A 22670-nucleotide genomic window follows, 5' to 3' on the forward strand; every position below is an offset into this window, starting at 1 on the left:
GCGAGTCTCGAGGCGATGTCTCCAGAGATGGTCGTCTCCACGGAGCGATAGCTCGAGAGGTCCAGGTCTTAAGGAATCTAGGTTTCAAGGAATCCAAGTCTCGAGGAGCCTAGGTCTCCAGAGGGCTTGCCTTGACCGGGGAGGATTCGGGTGACGTCGCCAGGGTTCTCATCAGGTCTTCGGCGGGCATCGGGCGCGCATAGAGATAGCCCTGCAGAAACTGGACGCCGCGCTGGCTGAGGTAGTCTCGTTGCAGCGTTGTCTCTATCCCTTCGGCGACGATACCCAGGTTGAGCCGAGTCGATAGATCGATGATGTTATCGAGCAGGTGGTGAGAAAGGGCGTCCTGTCCGACCATCGCCACGAAACTGCGATCGATCTTGAGGTAGTCGACGTGGAACTGCCGCAAATAGGCCAGGCTGGCGTTGCCGGTGCCGAAGTCGTCGATCGCGATGCGGATATTCATGTTGCCTAGCGTTTCGAACAGCGCCGTCGTCATCTCGCTGGGCTTCAGCAGCTCGCGCTCGGTCAGCTCCAGCACCAGCGTGATGGTGTCGGCAGGAAAGGCCGAGAGAAACTGTTGGCACTGCTCGAGTAGATGTTTCCCCTCACAGTGAGAGGCACTGATGTTGAAGCCGACGTGGAATCCCGGCGACAGCTGGTAGACGTGCGGTGCCAGGTCTTTCGCTACCTTGGCCATCAGTTGGCTCGTCATACCGACGATCAATCCGGAGCGCTCCGCCAGCGGCACGAACTGGTCCGGTGGAATCAGCCCGGCCTGCGGATGATTCCAGCGCATCAGCACTTCGAGTCCCTTCCAGGTGTTCGTCTCGATATCCACGATCGGCTGGTAGAACGGCTCGAACTCGTTGTCACGCAGCCCTCGCCGAATTTCACGCAGGGGCGAATTGCTGCGTCGCTCCAGCGCTCTTGCGCCAATGCCAAACAGTAGGCTCAACAGGGCCAGCATGATCAGCAGCGGACCAAAGTCGGCGCGCAGCAGTGGCCAGAGTGTAGTGTCGTCGGGTGAGGCACGCAGCGAGAAAGGATAGCGCGACGAGGTTGTCGTGATCTCGTGGGTTGCCTGCTCGCCCACCCCGTCGTGGAAGGTGTTGCCCTGGGCATCGAGCCAGAGATCGCCGATTTGGAGATCGATAGGGGCGCTGAGGCTGGTCAGCTGCAGCGTGTCGGCCAAATACTGGGTATCGATGCCGGCCAGCACGCTGCCGTCCGTTGTCTCCCGGCGGAAGATCAGCACCGCTCGCTCTGGCGTAACCTGGTTGCCAGGCATCAGCCGCAGTTGGCCGTCGACGTACTGCTCGGGCTCTTCGGGCGCGCCGGAGATGCCATAGAGCGACGTGCAGTAGATGTTTCCTTGGTGGGTCAGGTTGAGCGATCGTACGAATGGGGTCGCCATGCTGTGTTCCCGCAGCGGAAGCACGGCGGTCTGGCAACTGATGCCCACCAGGCTCGAGACCATGGTCGTGGCGTTGTCGGCATAGTCCAGAATCTGCTCGAGCTTGCCCTGTGCCTGCCGGATGCCCTCGGCCGTCTGGCGTTCGTGCGCGCGCTCGGCCTGCCAGTAGATCAGCGGGGCACCTAGCAGTAGCGGCAGCAACGCCACCAGCCAGGCCCACGGCAGGCCAAAGGGGCTGGAGTATCGTGACCGGGACAGGGGCATAGGGAAACGCCTTCGCAAAAAACCAGCAATATCACGCAGTGACGGGAGGAGCCAGTGGCAGTAAGGTGGCCGCGCCGCGCCCACCGCCAGCGGTGCACTGAAATGGCGTTTCGTGGTTGTCTCTCCGAGGTTGGCTGATTATGATAGGCGCCGCCTGGCCGGTGTAGCTCAGTCGGCAGAGCAACGCATTCGTAATGCGTAGGTCGGAGGTTCGAATCCTCTCACCGGCACCAGGTGTCCTTCCCCTTGTCGTCATTGTTTGTCCTTTCGAGAGCCGCCCAGCGCGGTTTTTTGCGTTGCTATTCTGCGTGTTGACGCCGTTACCATCCACGTTGTCCGCCGGAGCGACGTTGTCAGGGTTATCGACCGCGACTCGAAAATCCTTTGGCCTGCGAGCGTCGTGCCGTCTCCGGTCGAGCCATGTGCCGCAAGGAGCCGTGACGTTGCGCGGTATTTCTCCTGCCGGCGGTCGTATCTCTTTCAGCCTCTTGATGTGCGGCCTTCTTCTATACTCGGTGGCGATCGCTCTTCTGACCCGGCTACCCGGGAGCTGCCATGAAAGTTGCCTTGTTGGGCGTCGCTTTATGTTGTCTCGCGTTGCCGGCCGTTGCCTCGCCGCCAGACGGTGAGCGGGGCTGTGCCGATTTTCGCTGTCGTTTCGGGGATGTCCCGCATCGGTCGCCGCCGTTGATCGCGGAACCGTTCGAGTCCTTCTACAAGGATGCGGTGGTGCGCCCCATGCGCCCCTATCAGCACTGGGGTGAACCTTCGCGCTGGGCGGCGTCTCGCCATCAGGAGGCGGCCGAACGGCAGCCGCGCGAGCGCTATCGCTGAGAGAAGGGAACCTCGATATCGGCGTGGAACGGTGTTGGCCGAACCCTAGGCATGCACGTTGGCCATGGCGGCAGTCGGTACGCGGAAGGTCTTGTTACGCAAGGATACAAAACTATTGAAACTAATTATCCTGAATCAATTTTACTTATCCGGTTTATCCCGTAGCCTGTGCGCATCCATTGGATGGATACTCGCCAGGAATACCGATGCAGGGATGTGTCATACCACGGAAGTTCGGTTTGCGAGGGCCGTGATAGCCAGCACTATGGGTAATGCTGACTGAGGGTCTTGCCGTCTTGCGTCACGGCCCTCTTTTATCCCTTCTTACCCTTCTTATTATCCTTTCTGAAATGTTCTGCATTGTTCTTGTCGCGCCGCGCTTCGCGCTTCGCCGTTCCGGCAGGCGTTCGTGCGGTCATCCGTCGGCACGACGCGTCAGGCGACGCGTGCTGCATCCCGTTTCTCGCGATTCAAGGCGATCATCGCCTTTTCCAGGTCGGCGGTATGGCATTTCACCGCCATGCAGCGGGTGCAGCGCACATGGCGCTGGTCGCTGTCCGGCAACGGCAGGAAAAACTGATCGTGATGGCAGACCGAGCAGGTTAGGTCGAGCGTGACGCGAATCATGGCAATCTCCTCGAATGATCGGCCCGCGGACGTGTGCGCGGGAACGTACGTCTCAGTCTGCAGGTGCTATGTGACGCGACGATGAAGCGGCCGCCGTGAAGCGGTTTCCTCCCGCGATCCGGGCGCGAAAAAGACGCGTTCAAGGGGGACACGTGCTTAGGGATTTGAAGGGGGACCAGTCCTTGGGGAAAAAGTCCTCTGCGGTTGATTTAAGTTATCGTGTCCGACGACGGCGGCTGACACCGTGGGGCGGTCGAGGCCGCGTGATCCCTGGTAACGGCTCCCGAGTCGACCGATGGCTCGGCGGTTGAAATCCCCGCGACCTCTTCTAGGATGGAGTTCCCATTGCAAGACACATGAGGATCCTTTGACCCCTCTCTGAATCCAAAAGGCGCCATAGCGCCGAGGACTGGATCTGAACCCTGATCACAAACTTGGAGGTGATTGGATGTCAGTACAGACCGCATCCCCCCAATATCCGACCACGACGTGGACGAAGCAGGATCGCTATCCGACACGTTTGCGCCAGCCGCAGGACGCGCTCTGGCGCCAGCGTCAGGAACCGGTCGTCAAGGGTCGCCATCTCGAAGGCCCCTTGCACGGCGAGCAGCTCGAGGCCTTTGATCGCGACGGCTTTCTGTTCGAGCCTAACTTCCTCGACCAGACGGAAGTTCAGGCGCTGTCGGACGAGCTGGCCGCGCTGCTGAAACGCGATGACTTCCGCGATCGCGATTTCTCGATTACCGAACCCGACAGCCGCGAGATCCGCTCGCTGTTCGCGGTGCATTTTCTCTCTCAGCGTTTCGCCGAGCTGGCGAACGACCCGCGCATGGTCGGCCGCGCACGACAGATTGTCGGTGGTGACGTGTACGTTCACCAGTCGCGGATCAACTACAAGCCCGGGTTTCACGGCAAGGGTTTCAACTGGCACTCGGACTTCGAGACCTGGCATGCCGAAGATGGCATGCCGGCGATGAATGCCGTCAGTGCGTCGATCATTCTGACCGACAACCATCACTTCAACGGCCCGCTGATGCTGATCCCCGGGTCGCATCGGGTGTTCGTGCACTGTCTGGGCGAGACGCCGGACGATAATCACAAGCAGTCGTTGAAGCAGCAGGAGCTCGGTGTGCCCAGCCATGAGGCGCTAGACCGCCTGATCGAGCAGAACGGCATTCAGGCGCCGACCGGCGCCGCCGGCGGCCTGCTGTTGTTCGACTGCAACACCCTGCACGGCTCCAACGCCAATATGTCGCCGGACCCACGCAGCAACGCCTTCTTCGTCTATAACCGGCGCGACAACGCCTGTGTGCAGCCGTTTGGCGCCAGCCGCCCGCGGCCCTCGTTTCTGGCGCACCAGCCGGACGAGACCTGGACGCCGAGCGAGGACACGCACTGACGACGTGAGTCGCCCGCGCTGGCGGGCGATGCCAACGAGCCGCCGTTGGGGGTAGACTCGATAAGTCGCCCCCGCGGCGGCTTTTTCATGGGTACGTTTCCCTTCCGTCACCGTTGTCTGCGTCAGGAGCGCTGCATGTCCTTCACTACCCGTTACACCGACGGCCGCGAAACCGGTCTCCCGCTCGGCAAGATTCTCTGCGTTGGCCGCAATTACGCCGAGCACGCCGCGGAGCTGAACAACCCCGTTCCTGCCTCGCCGCTGCTGTTCATGAAGCCTGCCACCAGCGCGGTGGCACTGGAAGAGCCGCTCGTCGAGCAGTTCGCGTTCGGGGAGGTGCATTTCGAGACCGAGCTGGCGCTACTGATAGGCAAGCGCTTGAGCCGCGCCTCGCGGGAGGATGCACCGGAAGCGATCGCCGGTGTGGGCCTGGCGCTGGACTTGACGCTGCGCGATGTGCAGTCCGCGTTGAAAGAGAAAGGCCACCCGTGGGAGCGAGCCAAGGCGTTCGACGGCGCCTGCCCGCTGTCACGTTTTGTCGCCTTGGAGAGCGTACCCGACTGGTCGGCCATTACCTTCCATCTCGATATCGACGGCAAGCGCCAGCAGAGTGGGAAGGCGAGCGACATGCTGTTCGATATCCCCGCGCTGCTCGAAGAGATGAGCGCGACCTTTACCCTGGAGCCGGGCGATGTCGTGCTGACCGGCACGCCGGCCGGCGTCGGCAAGCTGCCGCGCGAAGCCGTACTGGGCTTGTCGATGTCACTGGGACTGGATGTCGGCACGCGCACGCGATAACCGCCGCGATGAGTAACGACAAACGCCAGCGACCTGGGTCGCTGGCGTTTGTCGTCAGGAGAGATCACCTGTGGCGATCGCCGCGGGCGTCTGACTCAGCAGTGCTTTCCTCCTGAGGCGTTTTCTCCAGAGACACTTCCTCCAGAGGCGCTTCCTCCAGAAGCGTTTTCCTACAGAAGCGTTTTACTCTAAATAGGTATAGCCGCTCAGCCCGGCGGAGAGCTCCTCGACGAACTGCACGCGCTCCTCGGCGCTCAGTGAGCTGGCGATGAGCTGCTGGGTGAGCTGGCGTTTGAGCGCATCGGCGTCGAAATTGACGTAGCCGAGCACGTCGGCCACGGCGTCACCCTGCTGTACGTGGGAGAGTTGCCACTCGCCGTTGGCGTCGAGGGCGACGTCAACCGAGTCGGTGTCGCCGAACAGGTTGTGCAGATCGCCGAGAATTTCCTGGTAGGCGCCAACGAGGAACAGGCCGAGCAGCTTGTCGTCATCGTCTTCCCACTCCGGTAGCGGCAGGGTCGACTCGAGGCCCTGGCCGTCGACGTAGAGATCGATGCGCCCGTCGGAATCGCAGGTGATGTCCTGGATTACGCCGCGCCGTGTCGGCGGCCGCTCCAGGCCGGTCAGCGGCAGTACCGGGAAGACCTGATCGATGCCCCAGACATCCGGCAGCGACTGGAACAGCGAGAAGTTGACGAACAGCTTGTCGGCGAGCTTCTCGGCCAGCTCGTCGGCGATCTCGCGATGGGCGCGATTGCGGCTGTCGAGCCGGTCCTGCAGGCGCTGGCAGGCGGCAAAGTAGACCGACTCACCCTCGGCGCGGGCATGAATGTCGGCGAGCCCGAGCACGAAGCGCTCCTGCAGCTCGCCCAGTGCCTGCGCCACATCGTGATAGGCCTCGACCAGATCGCGAGGCTCGCGCATCCCCTCGAGCCGGTCATAGACGCGCCACAGCTCGTCGACGTGGGCATCGCCCTCGGTCTGACGCGAGGGTTCGACGTGGCCGAGCCGCTCCTCGCCGATCACGTTGGTCACCAGCACGGCATGGTGCGCGGTGAGCGCACGACCGGACTCGGAGATGATCTGCGGGTGCGGCAGGTCGTGGGTCTCGCAGATCTGGCGAAACGCCCAGACCACGTTGCTGGCGTACTCGCGCATCGAGTAGTTGATCGAGCAGAAGCTGCGCGAGCGTGTGCCTTCGTAGTCGACGCCCAGGCCGCCGCCGACGTCGACCGTGTCCACCGGTGCGCCGACCGCGCGCAGGCTGTGGTAGAAGCGGGCGCACTCGCGCAGGCCGCGCTGAATATCGCGAATATTGGCGATCTGCGAGCCGAGATGGAAGTGCACCAGCTGAAGGCTCTCCAGGGCATCGGCATCACGCAGGCGCTCTGCGATAGCCAGGATCTGCCCGGCGGTGAGGCCGAACTTGGACTTCTCGCCGCCGGTATCCTGCCACTTGCCTTTGCCCACGGAGGAAAGGCGTGCCCGCACGCCGATACGCGGCTTGACCTTCAGTTTCTCGGCTTCCTCGAGAATCAGCGAAAGCTCCGAATACTTCTCCACCACCAGATAGACCTTGTGGCCGAGCTTCTCGCCCATCAGCGCCAGGCGGATGTACTCGCGGTCCTTGTAGCCGTTGCAGACGATCAGGGAGGGGCCATCGCCGGAGAGCGCGAGCACCGCCATCAGTTCCGGCTTGCTGCCGGCTTCCAGGCCGACACGGCCGTGGCCGCGCTCCTGGGTGGCCAGGATCTCCTCGACCACGCGGCGTTGCTGGTTGACCTTGATCGGGTAGACGGCGGTATAGCTGCCGCGATACTGCTCTTCGCGCATCGCCTGATCGAAGGCCATGCAGAGCTGTTCGACCCGGTCGTGCAGGATATCGATGAAGCGCACCAGTACCGGCAGGCGCAGGCCGGCCTCGCGCAGCTTGTCGACCAGGCTGTCGAGCACCAGCGTGGGGCCAGGCACTTCACTGCCCAGCGGTCGGACCAGCGTGCGCCCCTGATCGTCGACATCGAAATAGCCGCTGCCCCACTGGTCGATATTGTAGGTGCGTCGAGCCTGGGCGGCGGGGGTGGGATGGGTCATGGCGCTCTCCGATCAGCCGGCAGTAAATACCCGGCATGACACGCGATGAAGGGCCGGGGCGCAGTGGCGCGCATTATGCCGTCGCCGGACGCCCACGACCATGTGTTACGGGAGAAAAAAACCGGGGTCCCGCGACGCGTACCGAAGCCCTGTCGATCAGATCGACGGGGCAGCCGGATGTTCCGGCAGAGCCTAGTCAATATTGATCCGTAGTAAAGGCGTTACCGCGCGGCCGGTGTCGGCAGTGGTGGCACGCCGGATGCGAGGCGCCGCCCCAGCAGCGTGCGAAAACGCGCCGGATCGTGCGGGGTGATGTCGTGGGCCGGCGGGTCGACGTGGATCACCAGCAGGCGAGAGAGCCAGTAGCGCAGCGCGGTCATGCGCAGCATGCTGGGCCAGCGCTCGCGCTCGGTAGCTGTCAGCGGGCGATGGGCGAGATAGGCGCCGAGAATCGCCTCGTAACGCGCACGGTCGATGTTGCCCGCCTCGTCGCTGGTCCAGTCGTTGATCACGATTGCCAGGTCGAACAGCAGATCGCCCGTGCAGCCGTTGTAGAAGTCGATGATGCCGCCGAGACGGTCGCCATCGTAGAGCGTGTTGTCGCGGAACAGGTCGCCGTGGATGGCGCCCTGCGGCAGTTCGCGCTCGGCGAAGACCTCGCGGTAGTGCGCGATCTCGGCGCGCATCAGCGCCTGGTCGTCGGGCGACAGAAATTCCAGCACCTCGCCGTGACGCTGCTGGAGCCAGGTCAGGTCGCGCGGGTTGGGGCGCGTACCGTCGAACTGCTGCGAGACGACATGCAGGCGCCCCAGGGCATCGCCGAGTTCGGCACACTGGGCGAGATTGGGCGCGCTGGGATGGCTGCCCGGCATGCGCGGAAACAGCAGCGCGGGGCGACCGGCGAGGCGCTGAAGCGCCACGCCCTCGCGGTCGTGCACCGGGCCTGGCACCGGCAGGTGGTGATCGGCGAGATAGTCGAGCAGGTCGACGAAGAAGGGTAGATCCTCGAATTCGCCCTGTTCGAAGAGGGTCAGGACCCACTCGCCCTGGTCGGTGGTGGCGAAGAACGTGCTGTTCTCGGTCCCTTGGGGCACGCCCTTGAGTCGTTGCAGGCTGCCGACGGTATAACGCTCGAGAAACTCGGCGACCTGATCGTCGCTCAAGGGGGTGAATACGGCCATGGGATCTCGGGTCTGGGGCGGTCGTTGGAAAAAGGGGCAATGGTCGAGAAAAACAGCGCGCATTGTAGCGGCTGGGGCGACACTCTCCTACCGTCGTGTCGGCTTGGCGTCGCGGTCAGTCGTTCTGCACCCAGTCGGGGACTGCCACGCTATCGGTGTCGAGGCGCTGAAAATCGCCGTCGCCATCGTCGTCATAGAGGAAGTAGGCAGGGCCATCGGCCGGCGCGATGCGGATCGCGTAGAGATGACCGTCGATCCGGTATTCGTCGATCGTGCGCTGCCCCTCCCGCTGCGAGGTCACCTCCGGCTGGGGCGTCGACTGGGCGAGGGCCGGCGGGGTGAGCGTCGAGAGTGCCAGGCCGGCGATCACCAGCGGCGGCATCAGTGTCATCAGCAGACGTCGAGACATTGCGGACTCCTGTCGAGTTCGAAAACCATCGGCGACCGAGCCCGCCTACCGGTACCGGCTTGGCTGGGGGTCGACAAGGCGCGAGGCCGCGCAGAACGCGAGGCTCGATACCCGCGCCCAGTGTAGCGTTTCCGCGGGTTGGCGGCATGCCAGGTCGTGCCGCATGGCGTGGAGTCCCTGACGTTGGGCGGCGGCTTGCGTATCATGAGCGCATTGAAAGCCAGCCACGGATACTCGCGCTCATGGCAGATGCCCCCATCGTCCTCGTCGACGGCTCCTCCTATCTTTATCGCGCTTTCCATGCGCTGCCGCCGCTCTCCACCTCGGACGGCCAGCCGACTGGCGCCGTGCGCGGCGTGCTGTCGATGCTCAAGAGCCTGATCAAGCAGTATCCGCAAAGCCCGATGGCGGTGGTGTTCGACGCCAAGGGCAAGACCTTTCGCGACGACATCTACGCTGAGTACAAGGCGCACCGACCGCCGATGCCGGATGACCTGCGGCCCCAGGTCGAACCGCTGCACGACTGCGTCCGGGCGCTCGGCTTGCCATTGCTGTGCATCGAGGGCGTCGAGGCGGACGACGTCATCGGTACGCTGGCGCGGCTCGCCACCGAGTCCGGCCGCGACGCGGTGATCTCCACCGGCGACAAGGATATGGCGCAGCTGGTCAACCAGCACATCACGCTGGTCAACACCATGAAAGGCGAGACGCTCGACGTGGCCGGTGTCGAGGAGAAGTTCGGCATACCGCCCGAGCTGATCATCGACTACCTCGCGCTGATGGGCGACAAGGTCGACAACATTCCCGGCGTCCCCGGCGTGGGTGAAAAGACCGCGCTGGGACTGCTGCAGGGGATGAAAGGCGGGCTGGACACGATCTACGCCGACCTGGAGACGATCACGACGTTGAGCTTTCGCGGCGCCAAGACCCTGCCCAAGAAGCTCGAAGCCAACCGCGAGCAGGCCTATCTCTCCTACCAGCTGGCGACGATCAAGACTGACTGCGACTTGTCCATCGGCCTGGATGACCTGCATCTGGCCGAGCCCGACCGGGAGGCGCTGAAAGCGCTTTATACGCAGCTCGAGTTCAAGAACTGGCTTGCCGAGCTGCTCGAGGGCAAGGACGAGGGCGTCGATGACGTGCAGGCCGGCGCGTCGGTCGGGGCGACTTCAGGCAGTAGTGAGGGCGGCGGTGAGACCAGTGAGATCGATGAAGACCCGGCGCTGGCCAAGCCCGAGCGCAGCGATCATACCGTGCTCGAACAGGCCGATTTCGATGCCTGGCTGAAACGGCTCGAGGCCAGCGACGTCTTCTGCTTCGACCTGGAAACGACCAGCCTCAACTATATGGAGGCGGAGATCGTCGGTATCGGCCTGGTGATCGAACCGCACGAGGCTGCCTATATTCCGGTGGGCCACGACTATCTCGATGCGCCTGCGCAGCTCGAGCGTGCCGCGGTGCTGGCGGCGCTCGCGCCGCTGCTGACGAATCCGAAGATCGGCAAGATCGGCCAGAACCTCAAGTACGATATCTCGGTGCTGGCGCGCTATGACATCCGCGTCGCCGGGGCGCTCGACGACACCATGCTCGAGTCTTACGTGCTCAACTCCACGGCGACCCGACACGACATGGATTCGCTGGCGCTGAAGTACCTCGGCGAGAAAACGATCAGCTTCGAAGAGATCGCCGGGAAGGGCGCCAAGCAGCTCACCTTCAACCAGATCGCGCTGGAAGAGGCGGTGCCCTACGCCTGCGAGGATGTCGATATCACCCTGCGGCTGCATCGCGAGCTGCGTCCGAAACTCGAGGCGACCGGCCGGCTGGCCGACGTGCTCGATACCCTCGAACGTCCGCTGGTCCCGGTGCTCTCGCATATGGAGCGTAATGGCGTGGCGCTGGATGCCGCGCGCCTGCATGCGCAGAGCCAGGAGCTCGAGACGCGCATTCGCGAACTCGAGGCACAAGCGTTCGAGCTCGCCGGCAAGGAATTCAATCTCGGCTCGCCCAAGCAGCTCGCGGAGATTCTGTTCGAGGAGCAGAAAATTCCGGTGATCAAGAAGACACCCAAGGGCGCGCCGAGCACCGCCGAAGGGGTACTCGAGGAGCTGGCGCTCGACTATCCGTTGCCCAAGCTGATCATGTCGCATCGTGGCATGACCAAGCTGAAGTCGACCTACACCGACAAGCTGCCGCGACTGGTCAATCCCGCGACCGGCCGGCTGCATACCAGCTATCATCAGGCGGTGACGGCGACCGGGCGGCTATCGTCGTCTGACCCCAACCTGCAGAACATCCCGATCCGTACCGACGAGGGGCGCAAGATCCGCCAGGCCTTCGTGGCCCGGGATGGCTACCGGATCGTCGCCGCCGACTACTCGCAGATCGAACTGCGCATCATGGCGCATCTCTCCGACGACAAGGGACTGCTGGAGGCCTTCGCCAACGATCTGGACATTCACGCCGCGACCGCCGCGGAAGTGTTTGGTGTCTCGCTGGAGAAGGTCACCACCGATCAGCGCCGCAGCGCCAAGGCGATCAATTTCGGGTTGATCTACGGCATGAGTGCCTGGGGGCTCTCGAAGCAGCTGCATATCGAGGCCAAGCAGGCCAAGGTCTATATCGACCGCTACTTCGACCGCTACCCCGGCGTGGCGCGGTTCATGGACAACATTCGCGCTCAGGCCGCCGAGGATGGCTACGTCGAAACGGTTTTCGGCCGCCGTCTGCATCTACCGGAGATCAAGGCGCAAAATCACGCGCGTCGCCAGGCCGCCGAGCGCACCGCGATCAACGCGCCGATGCAGGGCACGGCCGCTGACATCATCAAGCGTGCCATGATCGACGTGCATCACTGGCTCAACCCGTCGACGGGCCAGGCGGATTTCGACGCCTGGATGGTGATGCAGGTGCACGACGAGCTGGTCTTCGAGGTCGCCGAGTCCCAGGTCGACGACTTCATCGTCGCCATTCGCGAGCGCATGCAGAACGCGGCCGAACTCAGCGTGCCGCTGATCGTCGATGCCAATAGCGGCGCCAACTGGGACGAGGCGCACTGAGCGACGGCGATCACCTGAGGAGAGGTCGGCTGTCATCCGCCTGTCGGGTGGAGGTAAATTCGGCGGATCGGCCTCTCTGCCTTACACTAGTGTCACTTTTATTGCCGCGTGACGGCTTTTTTCTGCAAGGAGCATGGTCAATGGCCAAACAGCAAATCGGCGTCGTCGGCATGGCCGTCATGGGGCGCAACCTCGCACTCAACATCGAGAGCCGCGGTTACACCGTGTCGATCTTCAACCGCTCGCGCGAGAAGACCGATGAAGTGATGGGCGAGAACCCCGACAGCAAGCTCGAGCCGTTCTACAGCGTGGAGGAGTTCGTCGCCTCGCTGGAGACGCCGCGTCGTATCCTGCTGATGGTCCAGGCGGGGGATCCCACCGACAAGACGATCGCGTCGCTGGCGCCGCATCTCGACAAGGGCGATATTCTGATCGACGGCGGCAATACGCCGTACGAGGACACCATTCGTCGTAACAAGGAGCTGTCCGAGGCCGGCTTCAACTTCATCGGCACCGGCGTCTCCGGTGGCGAGGAGGGCGCGCTGAAAGGCCCGTCGATCATGCCCGGCGGGCAGAAGGAAGCCTACGATATGGTCGCGCCGATCCTCGAGAAGATCGCCGCCCGTGCCGATGACGACGAGCCTTGTGTCGCCTATGTCGGCCCGGATGGTGCCGGCCACTACGTGAAGATGGTCCACAACGGCATCGAATACGGCGATATGCAGCTGATCAGCGAGGCCTACGCGATCCTCAAGGGCTCGCTGGGGCTTTCGAACGCCGAGCTGGCCGAGGTGTTCAGCGAGTGGAACGAGGGCGAGCTCGACAGCTACCTGATCGACATCACCGCGAAGATCTTCACCAAGAAGGACGACAGCAGCGATCAGGACGTGGTCGACGTGATTCTCGATGCCGCGGGCCAGAAGGGCACCGGCAAGTGGACCAGCAAGAGCGCGCTCGATCTGGGGGTACCGCTGCCGCTGATCACCGAGTCCGTCTTCGCGCGTTTCATCTCCTCGCTGAAGGACGAGCGCGTTGAGGCGTCCAAGGTGCTCAAGGGCCCGGCGGAGACGCCGCTCGAAGGCGACCGGGCCGAGTTCATCGAGAAGGTGCGCAAGGCGCTCTTCTTCAGCAAGATCGCGTCCTACGCCCAGGGCTTTGCCCAGATGCGTGCCGCCTCCGAACAGTACGGCTGGAACCTGGATTACGGCGAGATCGCCAAGTTGTTCCGTGCCGGCTGCATCATTCGGGCGCGCTTCCTGCAGAAGATCACCGATGCCTATCAGGAAAACCCCGAGCTCAAGAATCTGCTGATGGCGCCGTATTTCGGCGAGATCGCGGGCAACTACCAGCAGGCGCTGCGCGACGTGGTCGCCCATGCGGTGCAAAACGGCATCCCCGCGCCGACCTTCTCCTCCGCGATCGCCTACTACGACAGCTACCGCAGCGAGAAGCTGCCGGCCAACCTGATCCAGGCGCAGCGCGACTTCTTCGGCGCGCACACCTACCAGCGCGTCGACCGAGAAGGGACGTTCCACACCGAGTGGCTCGCTGACTGAGCCTGATCGGAAGCCGGCTATGCCCGACCGGTTGTCTTAGACCATGGTCTTGATCGGCCCGAGATCGGCCAGCCTCTGGTAGGCTGGCCGATCTCGTTTTAGCCCACGGTGGCAGCGCCACGGAGTCGTCATGATGCAGCGCGAACAGGTACGTGAACATCTCGCCGGTACGACAGCGGCGCAGCCGTCGTTGAGTGACGAGGCGCGGGCGCACTACCGCGAGCGCATTGCCGAGCGACTGATCGCGCGAAACGCCGTGCTGGTCGCCCACTACTACACCGATCCGGAGATTCAGGCGCTGGCGGAAGCGACCGGCGGCTGCGTGGCGGACTCGCTGGAGATGGCGCGCTTCGGGCGGGATCATCCGGCGACCACGCTGATCGTCGCCGGCGTGCGCTTCATGGGCGAGACCGCCAAGATCCTGAGTCCGGAAAAACGCGTCTTCATGCCGACGCTGGAGGCGACCTGTTCGCTCGATATCGGCTGCCCGGCCGACACGTTTTCCAGCTTCTGCGATCAACACCCGGATCGCACCGTGGTGGTCTACGCCAACACCTCGGCCGCGGTGAAGGCGCGCGCCGACTGGGTCGTGACGTCGTCGATCGCGGTCGAGTTGATCGACCACCTCGACCGGCGTGGCGAGAAGATTCTGTGGGCGCCGGATCGCCATCTGGGAGCCTACGTACGCGAGCGGACCGGCGCCGACGTTCTCTGTTGGGACGGCGAGTGCATCGTCCATGACGAGTTCAAGGCCAAGGGCATTCTCGAGCTCAAGGCGCTGCACCCCGAAGCCGCCGTGCTCGTGCATCCGGAATCGCCCGCCTCGGTGGTCGAGATCGCCGATGTCGTCGGCTCCACCTCGCAGCTGATCGCCGCGGCGCAGAAGCTCGACAATCCGACGTTTATCGTCGCGACCGACCGGGGCATCTTCTACAAGATGCAGCAGCTGATGCCGGAAAAGCGCTTCATGGCCGCGCCCACGGCCGGTAACGGCGCGACCTGCAGGAGCTGTGCCCACTGCCCGTGGATGGCGATGAACGGACTGGAAAACACGCTCGCCGTGCTGAATGACGCCAACGGCTGCGGTCAGGAGATCCATGTCGATTCCGTCATCGCCGAGCGCGCACTGGTGCCGCTCGGTCGCATGCTCGACTTCGGTGCCGAGCTGAAGCGCCAAAAGCCTTGAGGACGAGGCCGGGTGCGCGAATGGCCCCTGTTCGGCGTGCGGGCTGTGGCCTACGCTGAAAGCGCGACGGCGGTCCTCGCCGATGGGAATGATGACCCGCCCGCAGCCGACCATGCTTAACGAACCAACGGTCAACGACACCATAACTTGTCCACAGGGGGATCCGTATGCGGATGATTTCGATGACGGGACGTGCACTCATCGGCGGTGCGGTGATGCTGACGCTGGGCGCCTGTTCCAGCGGGCCGGTGCAGCAATCGGTCACGACCTATCTGGATTGCGATGACCTCAAGCAGGCCGTCGCCAGTGCCGACAATGGTTTCGACGATCTCAAGCGTGGTGGTCGCTCGACCCGTTATGGGCGGATCTGGAATACGAACGTGCAGGCTTTCGACAATGCCTGTTCGATCGTTTCCGCCAGCGGGCCCACCTACTACACCTGCTCTGGGCGGATCGAGGCCGGTGCCGGTACCTCGCAGCTCGAGGCCGCTGCCTCGGGGATCGGTCAATGTCTGGGGCCGGACTGGTCATCTTCTCCCGCCGAGGATGGCGCTCTGGCATTCCACAATGCCGCGAGCACGCCAACGCTGACGCTGAAGAGCTTCGAGAACGATCGCGAGGCACAGATGGTGATGATGCGCATCGATCCGTGACGCCAGCATCGACACCGGTTTACCGCATAGGCCCGTCTTGGCGGGTGAAGATGCAGCCGCTGATATCAGCGGCTTTTTTGTGGGCCGCTCGCGAACCGACGACGTGATTCAGCGGGCCTTGCCAGGTTGTCTCTTCATCAATGTTACCGTTTAAAGATAAATGGGCTGCTAACCGTTGAATAATCGGCTTTCGATGATTTCATCAATAAGTCTGAAATCGAGGTGGGTGTTCGATTTTTTGTTACTTCCTGTAAGATATCAATAAATATGATTTTTAAAGTCTTTTTAACGCCATCTATTTATAATTAATTTTACTATGCCGTTGTTGTGGTGCGTTGATAACAATTGGTTTCAATTTTGACTTTGCCGACTATTACCGTTGTGTCCATTAATAATCGTGAAGGCACGTAAACCAAGAAAGGAATAGCGAAGGGGCGCATCGAGACGCGTCATGCGCTTTCTCGTATCCACTTGTCTTCTCCGGGGAACGGGGTCAGGGGGGCATATGAGAATGTCTTGGGATGGGTGGCGTGTGGTTATCCGATACCTCGTCGGTGGTGGTCTTGTCGGAGGTAGTCTTGCCGGCATGATGTCGATGTCGGCCTCGGCGCAGTCGAACAACGAGGCGCTTGCCAAACAGCTGAGCAATCCGGTCGCCAACCTGATCAGCGTGCCGTTCCAGTTCAACTACGATGAGGATCTCGGTAGCGGTAACGGCGAGCGCTTCCTGCTCAATATCCAGCCGGTCATTCCGTTCGGTATTTCCGATAACTGGAACCTGATCAGTCGCACGATCCTGCCCGTCGTCAGCCAGGATGACGTGGTGCCCGGCGAGGGCAGTCAGTTCGGCCTCGGCGATACCGTCCAGAGTTTTTTCTTTTCGCCCAAGGCGCCTACCGCCTCCGGCGTGATCTGGGGCGTGGGGCCGGTCTTTCTGCTGCCGACGGCTACCGAAACCACGCTAGGCGCAGAGAAATGGGGCGGCGGGCCCACGGGCGTGGTGTTGCGCCAGTCAGGGCCCTGGACGACCGGGCTGCTGGCCAACCATCTCTGGGATTTCGCCGGCGAGAGCCATCGCAACGATATCGACAGCACCTTCCTGCAGCCGTTCGCGTCCTACACCACGCCCGAAGCCTGGACCTACGGCGTCAATTCCGAATCGACCTACGACTGGGAGGCCAATCAGTGGTCGGTCCCCGTCAATGCGTTCGTCACCAAACTGACCTCGCTGGGAGCCCAGCCGATCAGCGTCGGCGGTGGCGTGCGCTACTGGGTGGAGCAGCCTGACAGTGGCCCCGACGGCTGGGGCGCCCGACTGATCCTGACGTTGTTGTATCCACAGTAAGACTCATTCGGGGAGAGACGCATGCACGCGCCTTCGACCATTTGCCAGTGGGTATTCGCGCCTCGAGTAACCCGGCTAGCCGGGGGCGGCGCGTGGGTTTTGATGCTGTTACTGGTTGTCGCTGGGCGCGTGCAGGCGGGGGGATTCTGCTCTACGAAGCGGGGCAGGAAGACAGTGGACTGGCCAATGCCGGGGCCGCCGCCCGGGCGATGGACCCGAGCGTCTTGATGACCAACCCGGCCGGCATCAGTCGGCTGCCGGGCAACCAGCTCTCTGTCGGCGGTCAGTTGATCGTGGGTCGCGTCGACTTCGATAGCGATTCGGCCACGACGACCGGCGGTGGGGGCGGCAACGCACTGGTACCGACGCCGGGGCCGAGTCTCTTCTTAAGTCATCGGCTCGACGAGCGCGCGACGATCGGGCTCGGGCTCTACGGCAACTTCGGCCTGGGGCTCGACTACGACAACGATTGGGCCGGGCGCTATGTCGTACAGGAAACCTCGATCGTTGCCGCCTCGCTGCAGCCGACCTTCGCCTACCGTCTGACGCCGGCGCTGTCGGTCGGCATCGGCCCGCGGCTTGTCTACGGCAATTTCCGCACCGAGTCCGCGGTCGACAACAACATCGCCGGGGCCTCGGGCTACGCCGATGGACAGATGGAGTACGAAGACGACGACACCGCCTGGGGCTGGAATCTGGGGGCGCTGTACGAACTCGACGACTTCACCCGCTTCGGCATCGCCTACACCAGCAAAGTGGACCTCGATTTCGACGATCGGCCCGATTTTCGCGGACTCAACAACCCCGTGCTCGAGAATGCCGTGCAGCAGTTGGCCGTCGACCGGCTCGGACTGGGGTTGCGAATCCCCGAAACGGTGACCGCCAGCGTGTTTCACCAGATCAGCGACGAATGGGCGGTCATGGGCAGCCTGGGCTGGCAGAACTGGTCCGAGTTCGGCGACGTCGCCGTCGAGCTCGATGCTGCACCCGGTAGCGCCTCGGCAAAGGCGGACCGCCACTACCAGGACACCTGGCACATCTCGCTGGGGGCTCAGCGCCAGATCCACCACGACCTGCGCTGGAACCTGGGTATCGCCTATGACAGCGCCGCGGTCAAAAGCGCCGACCGTACGCTGGATAACCCGATGAACGAAGCCTGGCGGTTCGCCACGGGGATCAACTATGCGTGGGCTGCGGATTGGGATCTCACGCTGAATTACACCCTGGTCTATCTCGGTGACATGGATGTGGACCAGACCCAGGGGCTGTCCGGCAAACGGGTCAGCGGCACGTACGACGACGCCTATCTGCATGTGCTGGGCGGCGGGGTGCGATGGCGGTTCTAAACGGGCGTCGTCGCGGCGCTGAACCCTCGATGGGAGCGCTTCTGACAAGCATGCGGTGGCGGTGGTGGAAGGTGAAAGTTGAAAAAGCGGAAGGTGAAAAATGAAAAGGAAGCGGAATCAGGAGGCGGTCATGACAGCACAGCGAACGTTGTTCCTATCGGTATGCCTGATGGCGCTGGGCATGACGGGAACGGTCTACGCCCAGAGCGATGCCATGCAGGAGTCCTATGAGGCCAACGAGGAGTCCTTGAACACGGGAGACGGTGTCGAGCCTTCCGACGAGCCCATGTCGAGCGGGACCGGAGAGGGCGTGGGTGAAGGGGAAAGTGAGGCCGCGCAGGCGGCGATGGAAGCGGTCGAGGCGGAAACCGACGAGGCGACGTCTATCGAGCAGGACGCCTCGATGCGGTCGCTGGATGCAGAGGGGGCCAGTGACGCGGCGGCGGAGGCCCAGAAACAGGAGTAGACGTATCGGGGGCGACGCCAAACGCCGACATCAAGTGACATCGGGCGTCGAGTACCGGCGCCCGGTGGACCATCCCGGGCAGTCGTCAGAGGCGAGCGCGACTGCACCGTCATGAGGCCAGGGAGGTGGCCGCTATCGTCCCCGAGAGGGGCAAGGAGTCGAGAGTCGCGGTCCGAGGTTTGCCATTCCATGTTCGTTGTCTTCACAAACTCATGATTTGCAGGAGATTGTTCGATGGAACTCGCTCAACAGGTCCCACCTCCACGTCGTTGGAACGGCGTACTCTCCGCCGCGCTGGCCGTGGCCATGGCGCTACCGGGCGCCGCGCTGGCGCAGGAGAGTCAGAATTCGTCAGGCGGCGGTACCGCCAAGCCCAACATCCTCGTGCTGTGGGGTGACGATATTGGCCAGTCCAATATCTCCGCCTACACGCGCGGTCTGATGGGCTATCACACGCCCAATATCGATCGCATCGCCAACGAGGGCATGATGTTCACCGACTATTACGGCGAACAGTCCTGCACGGCGGGGCGGTCGTCGTTCATCACCGGGCAGAGCGTCCTGCGCACCGGGCTCTCCAAGGTCGGCATGCCGGGCGCGGCGGAAGGAATGAGTGTTGAAGACCCGACCATCGCCGGCTTGTTGAAGGCGCAGGGTTATGCCACCGGGCAGTTCGGCAAGAACCACCTGGGGGATCGCGACGAACACTTGCCGACCAATCACGGATTCGACGAGTTCTTCGGCAACCTCTACCACCTGAATGCCGAAGAGGAGCCGGAGCTGCCCGACTATCCTGGCGACATGGAGCTGCCGGATGGGCGCACTTTCCGCGAGGCGTTTGGGCCGCGCGGCGTGGTGCGCTCCACGGCGGACGGCGAGATCGAGGACACCGGCCCGCTGACGCGCAAGCGCATGGAGACGGTCGACGACGAGACCTCGGCGGCGGCGCTGGATTTCATCGAACGCAAGACGCAGGCCAACCAGCCCTGGTTTGTGTGGTGGAATGCCACACGAATGCACTATCGCACGCACGTCAAGGATTCGCTGCGGGGGATCTCGGGACAGAACGAATACGCCGACGGCATGATCGAGCACGACCGCCATATCGGTTTATTTCTCGACAAGCTCGACGAGCTGGGCATTGCCGACAACACCATCCTGTTCTACTCCACCGACAACGGGCCACACATGAACTCCTGGCCGGATGCCGGCATGACACCCTTCCGGGGCGAGAAGAACACCAACTGGGAAGGCGGCTGGCGCGTACCGGCCATGGTGCGTTGGCCCGGCCATATCGAGGCGGATTCGGTCTCCAACCAGGTCATGCACCACATGGACTGGCTACCCACCTTCCTGGACGCCGCCGGCGATCCGAATATCAAGCAGGAGCTGCTGGAGGGCGGCGTGCAGGCGATCGACCGTGAATACAATGTCCATCTCGACGGCTACGATTTCCTGCCCTACCTGACCGGCGAGACGGAAGAGACACCCCGTCGCGAGATCTTCTACTTCTCTGACGACGGCGACCTGATGGCCCTGCGCTACGGTGACTGGAAGCTGGTGTTCATGGAACAGCGCGCCGAGGGAACTATAAAAGTCTGGGCCAACCCGTTCACGCCGCTGCGCGTGCCGCTGATCTTCAACTTGCGCCGCGACCCCTACGAGCGCGCGCAGATCACCTCCAATACTTACTACGACTGGCTGATGGATCACGCCTTCATGCTGGTGCCGGCGCAGGCCTACGTGGCGAACTTCCTCGAGACGTTCCAGGAATTTCCGCCACGCCAGGAAGCGGCCAGCTTCAATCTGGACCGGGTAATGGAGACCCTGCAGGAGCCTTTGGCCCAATAACGGCACGCTTCGGGCGGGTGTATGGAAGCGCTAGCCCGAGCCTGAACTCATGAAACCTCGTTGCGTGTCACGGCCAGCACCGGCTCACACGCAGCGAGGCATGACAGGAGTCACGATGTTGATGAAACGCCTGGTTTCTCATCTTGCCTTGCTCAGTCTGACCATGCTGATGGTACCGCTGGCGCGTGCCGATCCCTTGCCCACCTGGGCACCGGGCGACACCAAAAGCGCCATCATCGATTTCGTGGAGACGACCACCGATCCGGAGAGCGACAGCTACCTGCCCGAGTCTCGACGCATCGCCGTGTTCGACAACGACGGTACGCTCTGGTCGGAGCAGCCCTACTACTTTCAGCTCGCCTACGCGCTGGACCGTGCGGAAAGCGCCCCCGCCGGCATCTTAAGTGATGAACTTCAGGCCGCCGTGAACGAGCGTGATCTGGCAACGCTTCTCGAGGGCGGCGATGAGGCGCTGCTTGAGATTCTCAACGTCAGTCATTCCGGCATGTCGGTCGAGGCTTTCCAGGCCGATGTCGCCGATTGGCTAGCCAAGGCGCGCCACCCGGAAAGTGGATTCGCCTACGACCAGATGGTCTTTCAACCCATGCTGGAACTGCTCGGCTACCTACGCGATGCGGGTTACCGGACGTACATCGTCTCCGGCGGTGGCGTCGATTTCATGCGCGTGTTCGCCGAAGACGTCTACGGCATTCCGCCGCAGAACGTGATCGGCAGCACCGGCAATCTGGAAGTGTCGCGAGAGGGTGAGCGTCTTGCACTCATCAAGCGCGGCGATATTGCCTTTCTGGATGACGTCGACGGCAAGCCCATCGCCATCCAGCGCACGCTGGGTGGACGGCCGGCCATGGCCGTGGGCAACTCGGATGGCGACGTGCCGATGATGATCTGGGCCACCGAGGGCGAGGGCCCCCGGCTCGGCGTGCTGATTCATCATACCGACGACGCACGCGAGGTCGCCTACGACCGGGAGAGCGCCATCGGCAAGCTGGATCAGGGACTCGACGAGGCGGCGAGCCGAGACTGGGTCGTGGTCGATATGGCCGCCGACTGGCGCACGATCTACGCCCCGGACCTGCAAGCGAGTCCGGCATCGGACGCCACGCCATGAGTTGTCGCGAGGCGATCGCGTCGCTCGAAGTGTCGGTCGGAGAGTCGATCATCGGCCAACAGGCTGTGATCCGGCGGCTGGTCATCGGCCTGCTGGCAAATGGCAATCTGCTGATCGAGGGCCTGCCGGGGCTTGCCAAGACCCGTGCGATCAAGGCGCTGGCGCGCCATCTCGAGGCCGACTTCAGCCGCATCCAGTTCACCCCGGACCTGCTGCCTTCGGACGTCACCGGCAGCGATGTCTACCACCAGGGGGCCGAGGGCGCGATCTTCCGTTTCAGCCCCGGCCCGCTGTTCGCCAACCTGCTGCTCGCCGACGAGATCAACCGGGCGCCGGCCAAGGTGCAGTCGGCGCTGCTCGAGGCGATGGAGGAGCGCCAGGTCACGGTCTCCGGCAAGACGCATGCACTGCCGGAACTGTTTATGGTGTTGGCGACCCAGAACCCCATCGAGCAGGAGGGCACCTACCCGCTGCCCGAAGCTCAACTCGACCGCTTCCTGATGAAGGTGCTGATCGACTATCCGGCGGTCGAGGAGGAGGTCGAGGTGATCCGGTTGGTACGTGGCGAGGAGCGGGCCGTTCAGCCGCCGGCAGCTGCCGAGGATACGCATCCGGCCAACGCACCTGTCGTCATCGCTCAGGCCGCGGTCTTCGACGCCCGGCGCGAGATTGCCGCGCTGCACGTCGCAGAGCCGATCGAGCGCTACATGGCGGATCTGGTCGATGCCACGCGCCATCCGGCTGCGCTCTCCGAGGCGCTGGGCCGCTGGATCGAGCGGGGCGCCAGTCCGCGCGCGAGTCTGGCGCTGGATCGCTGCGGTCGTGCCCATGCCTGGCTCGCGGGGCGCGACTATCTCGACCCGCAGGACGTGCAGGCCGTGGCGCCGGATGTGCTGCGTCACCGGCTGGGGCTCAGCTTCGAGGCGCAGGGCGAAGGCGTGACCGCGGACGCCGTGATCGAACAGCTGCTGGCCAGCGTGGCGCTGCCGTGAAACCGCCGCCGACTGGATCGCCGTTTGCGGGTCGATCCGGAGCCGGTTGCCACCCGAACCGCGCAGCGCC

Annotated in this window: 18 protein-coding genes and 1 tRNA gene; 14 read left to right on the forward strand and 5 right to left on the reverse strand. The window is 63.3% G+C overall.

Going from position 1 to position 22670, the window contains the following annotated elements; genetic code table 11:
* Positions 1–109: 109 nt before the first annotated feature.
* Positions 110–1681: an EAL domain-containing protein gene (locus MC381_RS09810; protein ID WP_251977574.1), complete on the reverse strand. Its 1572-nt coding sequence runs from the start codon at positions 1679–1681 to the stop codon at positions 110–112.
* Between the two features lie 157 nt (positions 1682–1838).
* Here MC381_RS09810 and MC381_RS09815 point away from each other — a divergent pair.
* Positions 1839–1914: transfer RNA gene (locus MC381_RS09815), tRNA-Thr, on the forward strand.
* A gap of 322 nt (positions 1915–2236) precedes the next feature.
* A complete protein-coding gene (locus MC381_RS09820) occupies positions 2237–2515 on the forward strand; it encodes a hypothetical protein (RefSeq protein WP_251977575.1) in 279 nt (92 codons plus the stop codon).
* A 435-nt stretch (positions 2516–2950) separates the two neighbouring features.
* Here the strand turns inward: MC381_RS09820 and MC381_RS09825 are convergent, their stop codons facing one another.
* A complete protein-coding gene (locus MC381_RS09825; RefSeq protein WP_251977576.1) occupies positions 2951–3142 on the reverse strand; it encodes a hypothetical protein in 192 nt (63 codons plus the stop codon).
* 448 nt (positions 3143–3590) lie between these two features.
* On the opposite strand from MC381_RS09825, the gene thpD reads away from it, so the two are divergent.
* Positions 3591–4541, forward strand: a complete 951-nt coding sequence (gene thpD, locus MC381_RS09830; protein ID WP_251977577.1) for an ectoine hydroxylase — start codon at positions 3591–3593, stop codon at positions 4539–4541.
* 135 nt (positions 4542–4676) lie between these two features.
* On the forward strand, positions 4677–5339 hold the full coding sequence (locus MC381_RS09835; protein ID WP_251977578.1) for a fumarylacetoacetate hydrolase family protein: 663 nt from the start codon (positions 4677–4679) through the stop codon (positions 5337–5339).
* A gap of 183 nt (positions 5340–5522) precedes the next feature.
* On the opposite strand, the gene speA is transcribed toward MC381_RS09835, so the two are convergent.
* From speA to MC381_RS09850, 3 genes are all read right to left on the reverse strand, one after another.
* Positions 5523–7430 carry a biosynthetic arginine decarboxylase gene (speA, locus tag MC381_RS09840; protein WP_251977579.1) on the reverse strand — a complete coding sequence of 636 codons (1908 nt, stop codon included), beginning with the start codon at positions 7428–7430 and terminating at the stop codon, positions 5523–5525.
* A gap of 221 nt (positions 7431–7651) precedes the next feature.
* Positions 7652–8611, reverse strand: coding sequence for a homoserine kinase (locus MC381_RS09845; protein ID WP_251977580.1), 960 nt, complete (start codon positions 8609–8611; stop codon positions 7652–7654).
* Between the two features lie 115 nt (positions 8612–8726).
* The gene (locus MC381_RS09850) at positions 8727–9020 is read right to left on the reverse strand and encodes a DUF2782 domain-containing protein (RefSeq protein WP_251977581.1); all 294 of its coding nucleotides are present in this window, start codon (positions 9018–9020) and stop codon (positions 8727–8729) included.
* A gap of 242 nt (positions 9021–9262) precedes the next feature.
* On the opposite strand from MC381_RS09850, the gene polA reads away from it, so the two are divergent.
* The 10 genes from polA (at position 9263) to MC381_RS09900 (ending at position 22600) form a co-directional block, all read left to right on the forward strand.
* Positions 9263–12076 carry a DNA polymerase I gene (gene polA, locus MC381_RS09855; protein ID WP_251977582.1) on the forward strand — a complete coding sequence of 938 codons (2814 nt, stop codon included), beginning with the start codon at positions 9263–9265 and terminating at the stop codon, positions 12074–12076.
* A 140-nt stretch (positions 12077–12216) separates the two neighbouring features.
* On the forward strand, positions 12217–13632 hold the full coding sequence (gnd, locus tag MC381_RS09860; RefSeq protein ID WP_251977583.1) for an NADP-dependent phosphogluconate dehydrogenase: 1416 nt from the start codon (positions 12217–12219) through the stop codon (positions 13630–13632).
* Between the two features lie 130 nt (positions 13633–13762).
* Positions 13763–14818, forward strand: a complete 1056-nt coding sequence (nadA, locus tag MC381_RS09865; RefSeq protein ID WP_251977584.1) for a quinolinate synthase NadA — start codon at positions 13763–13765, stop codon at positions 14816–14818.
* 182 nt (positions 14819–15000) lie between these two features.
* Entirely contained in the window at positions 15001–15471 is a 471-nt protein-coding gene (locus MC381_RS09870) for a hypothetical protein (RefSeq protein WP_251977585.1), read from the forward strand.
* Positions 15472–16003: 532 nt separating this feature from the next.
* On the forward strand, positions 16004–16816 hold the full coding sequence (locus tag MC381_RS09875) for a hypothetical protein (RefSeq protein WP_251977586.1): 813 nt from the start codon (positions 16004–16006) through the stop codon (positions 16814–16816).
* A gap of 92 nt (positions 16817–16908) precedes the next feature.
* Positions 16909–18162 (forward strand): OmpP1/FadL family transporter, encoded by a 1254-nt coding sequence (locus tag MC381_RS09880; protein WP_251977587.1) that lies wholly within the window; start codon positions 16909–16911, stop codon positions 18160–18162.
* 130 nt (positions 18163–18292) lie between these two features.
* Positions 18293–18628 (forward strand): hypothetical protein, encoded by a 336-nt coding sequence (locus MC381_RS09885; RefSeq protein WP_251977588.1) that lies wholly within the window; start codon positions 18293–18295, stop codon positions 18626–18628.
* Between the two features lie 234 nt (positions 18629–18862).
* On the forward strand, positions 18863–20479 hold the full coding sequence (locus MC381_RS09890; RefSeq protein ID WP_251977589.1) for an arylsulfatase: 1617 nt from the start codon (positions 18863–18865) through the stop codon (positions 20477–20479).
* Positions 20480–20594: 115 nt separating this feature from the next.
* Positions 20595–21608 carry an HAD family hydrolase gene (locus MC381_RS09895; protein ID WP_251977590.1) on the forward strand — a complete coding sequence of 338 codons (1014 nt, stop codon included), beginning with the start codon at positions 20595–20597 and terminating at the stop codon, positions 21606–21608.
* Entirely contained in the window at positions 21605–22600 is a 996-nt protein-coding gene (locus MC381_RS09900) for an AAA family ATPase (protein ID WP_251977591.1), read from the forward strand. The genes MC381_RS09895 and MC381_RS09900 overlap by 4 nt, the downstream gene beginning before the upstream one ends.
* Positions 22601–22670 lie beyond the last annotated feature (70 nt).

The organism is Salinicola avicenniae (assembly GCF_023736115.1).
In the GTDB taxonomy this organism is placed as follows: Bacteria; Pseudomonadota; Gammaproteobacteria; order Pseudomonadales; family Halomonadaceae; genus Salinicola; species Salinicola avicenniae.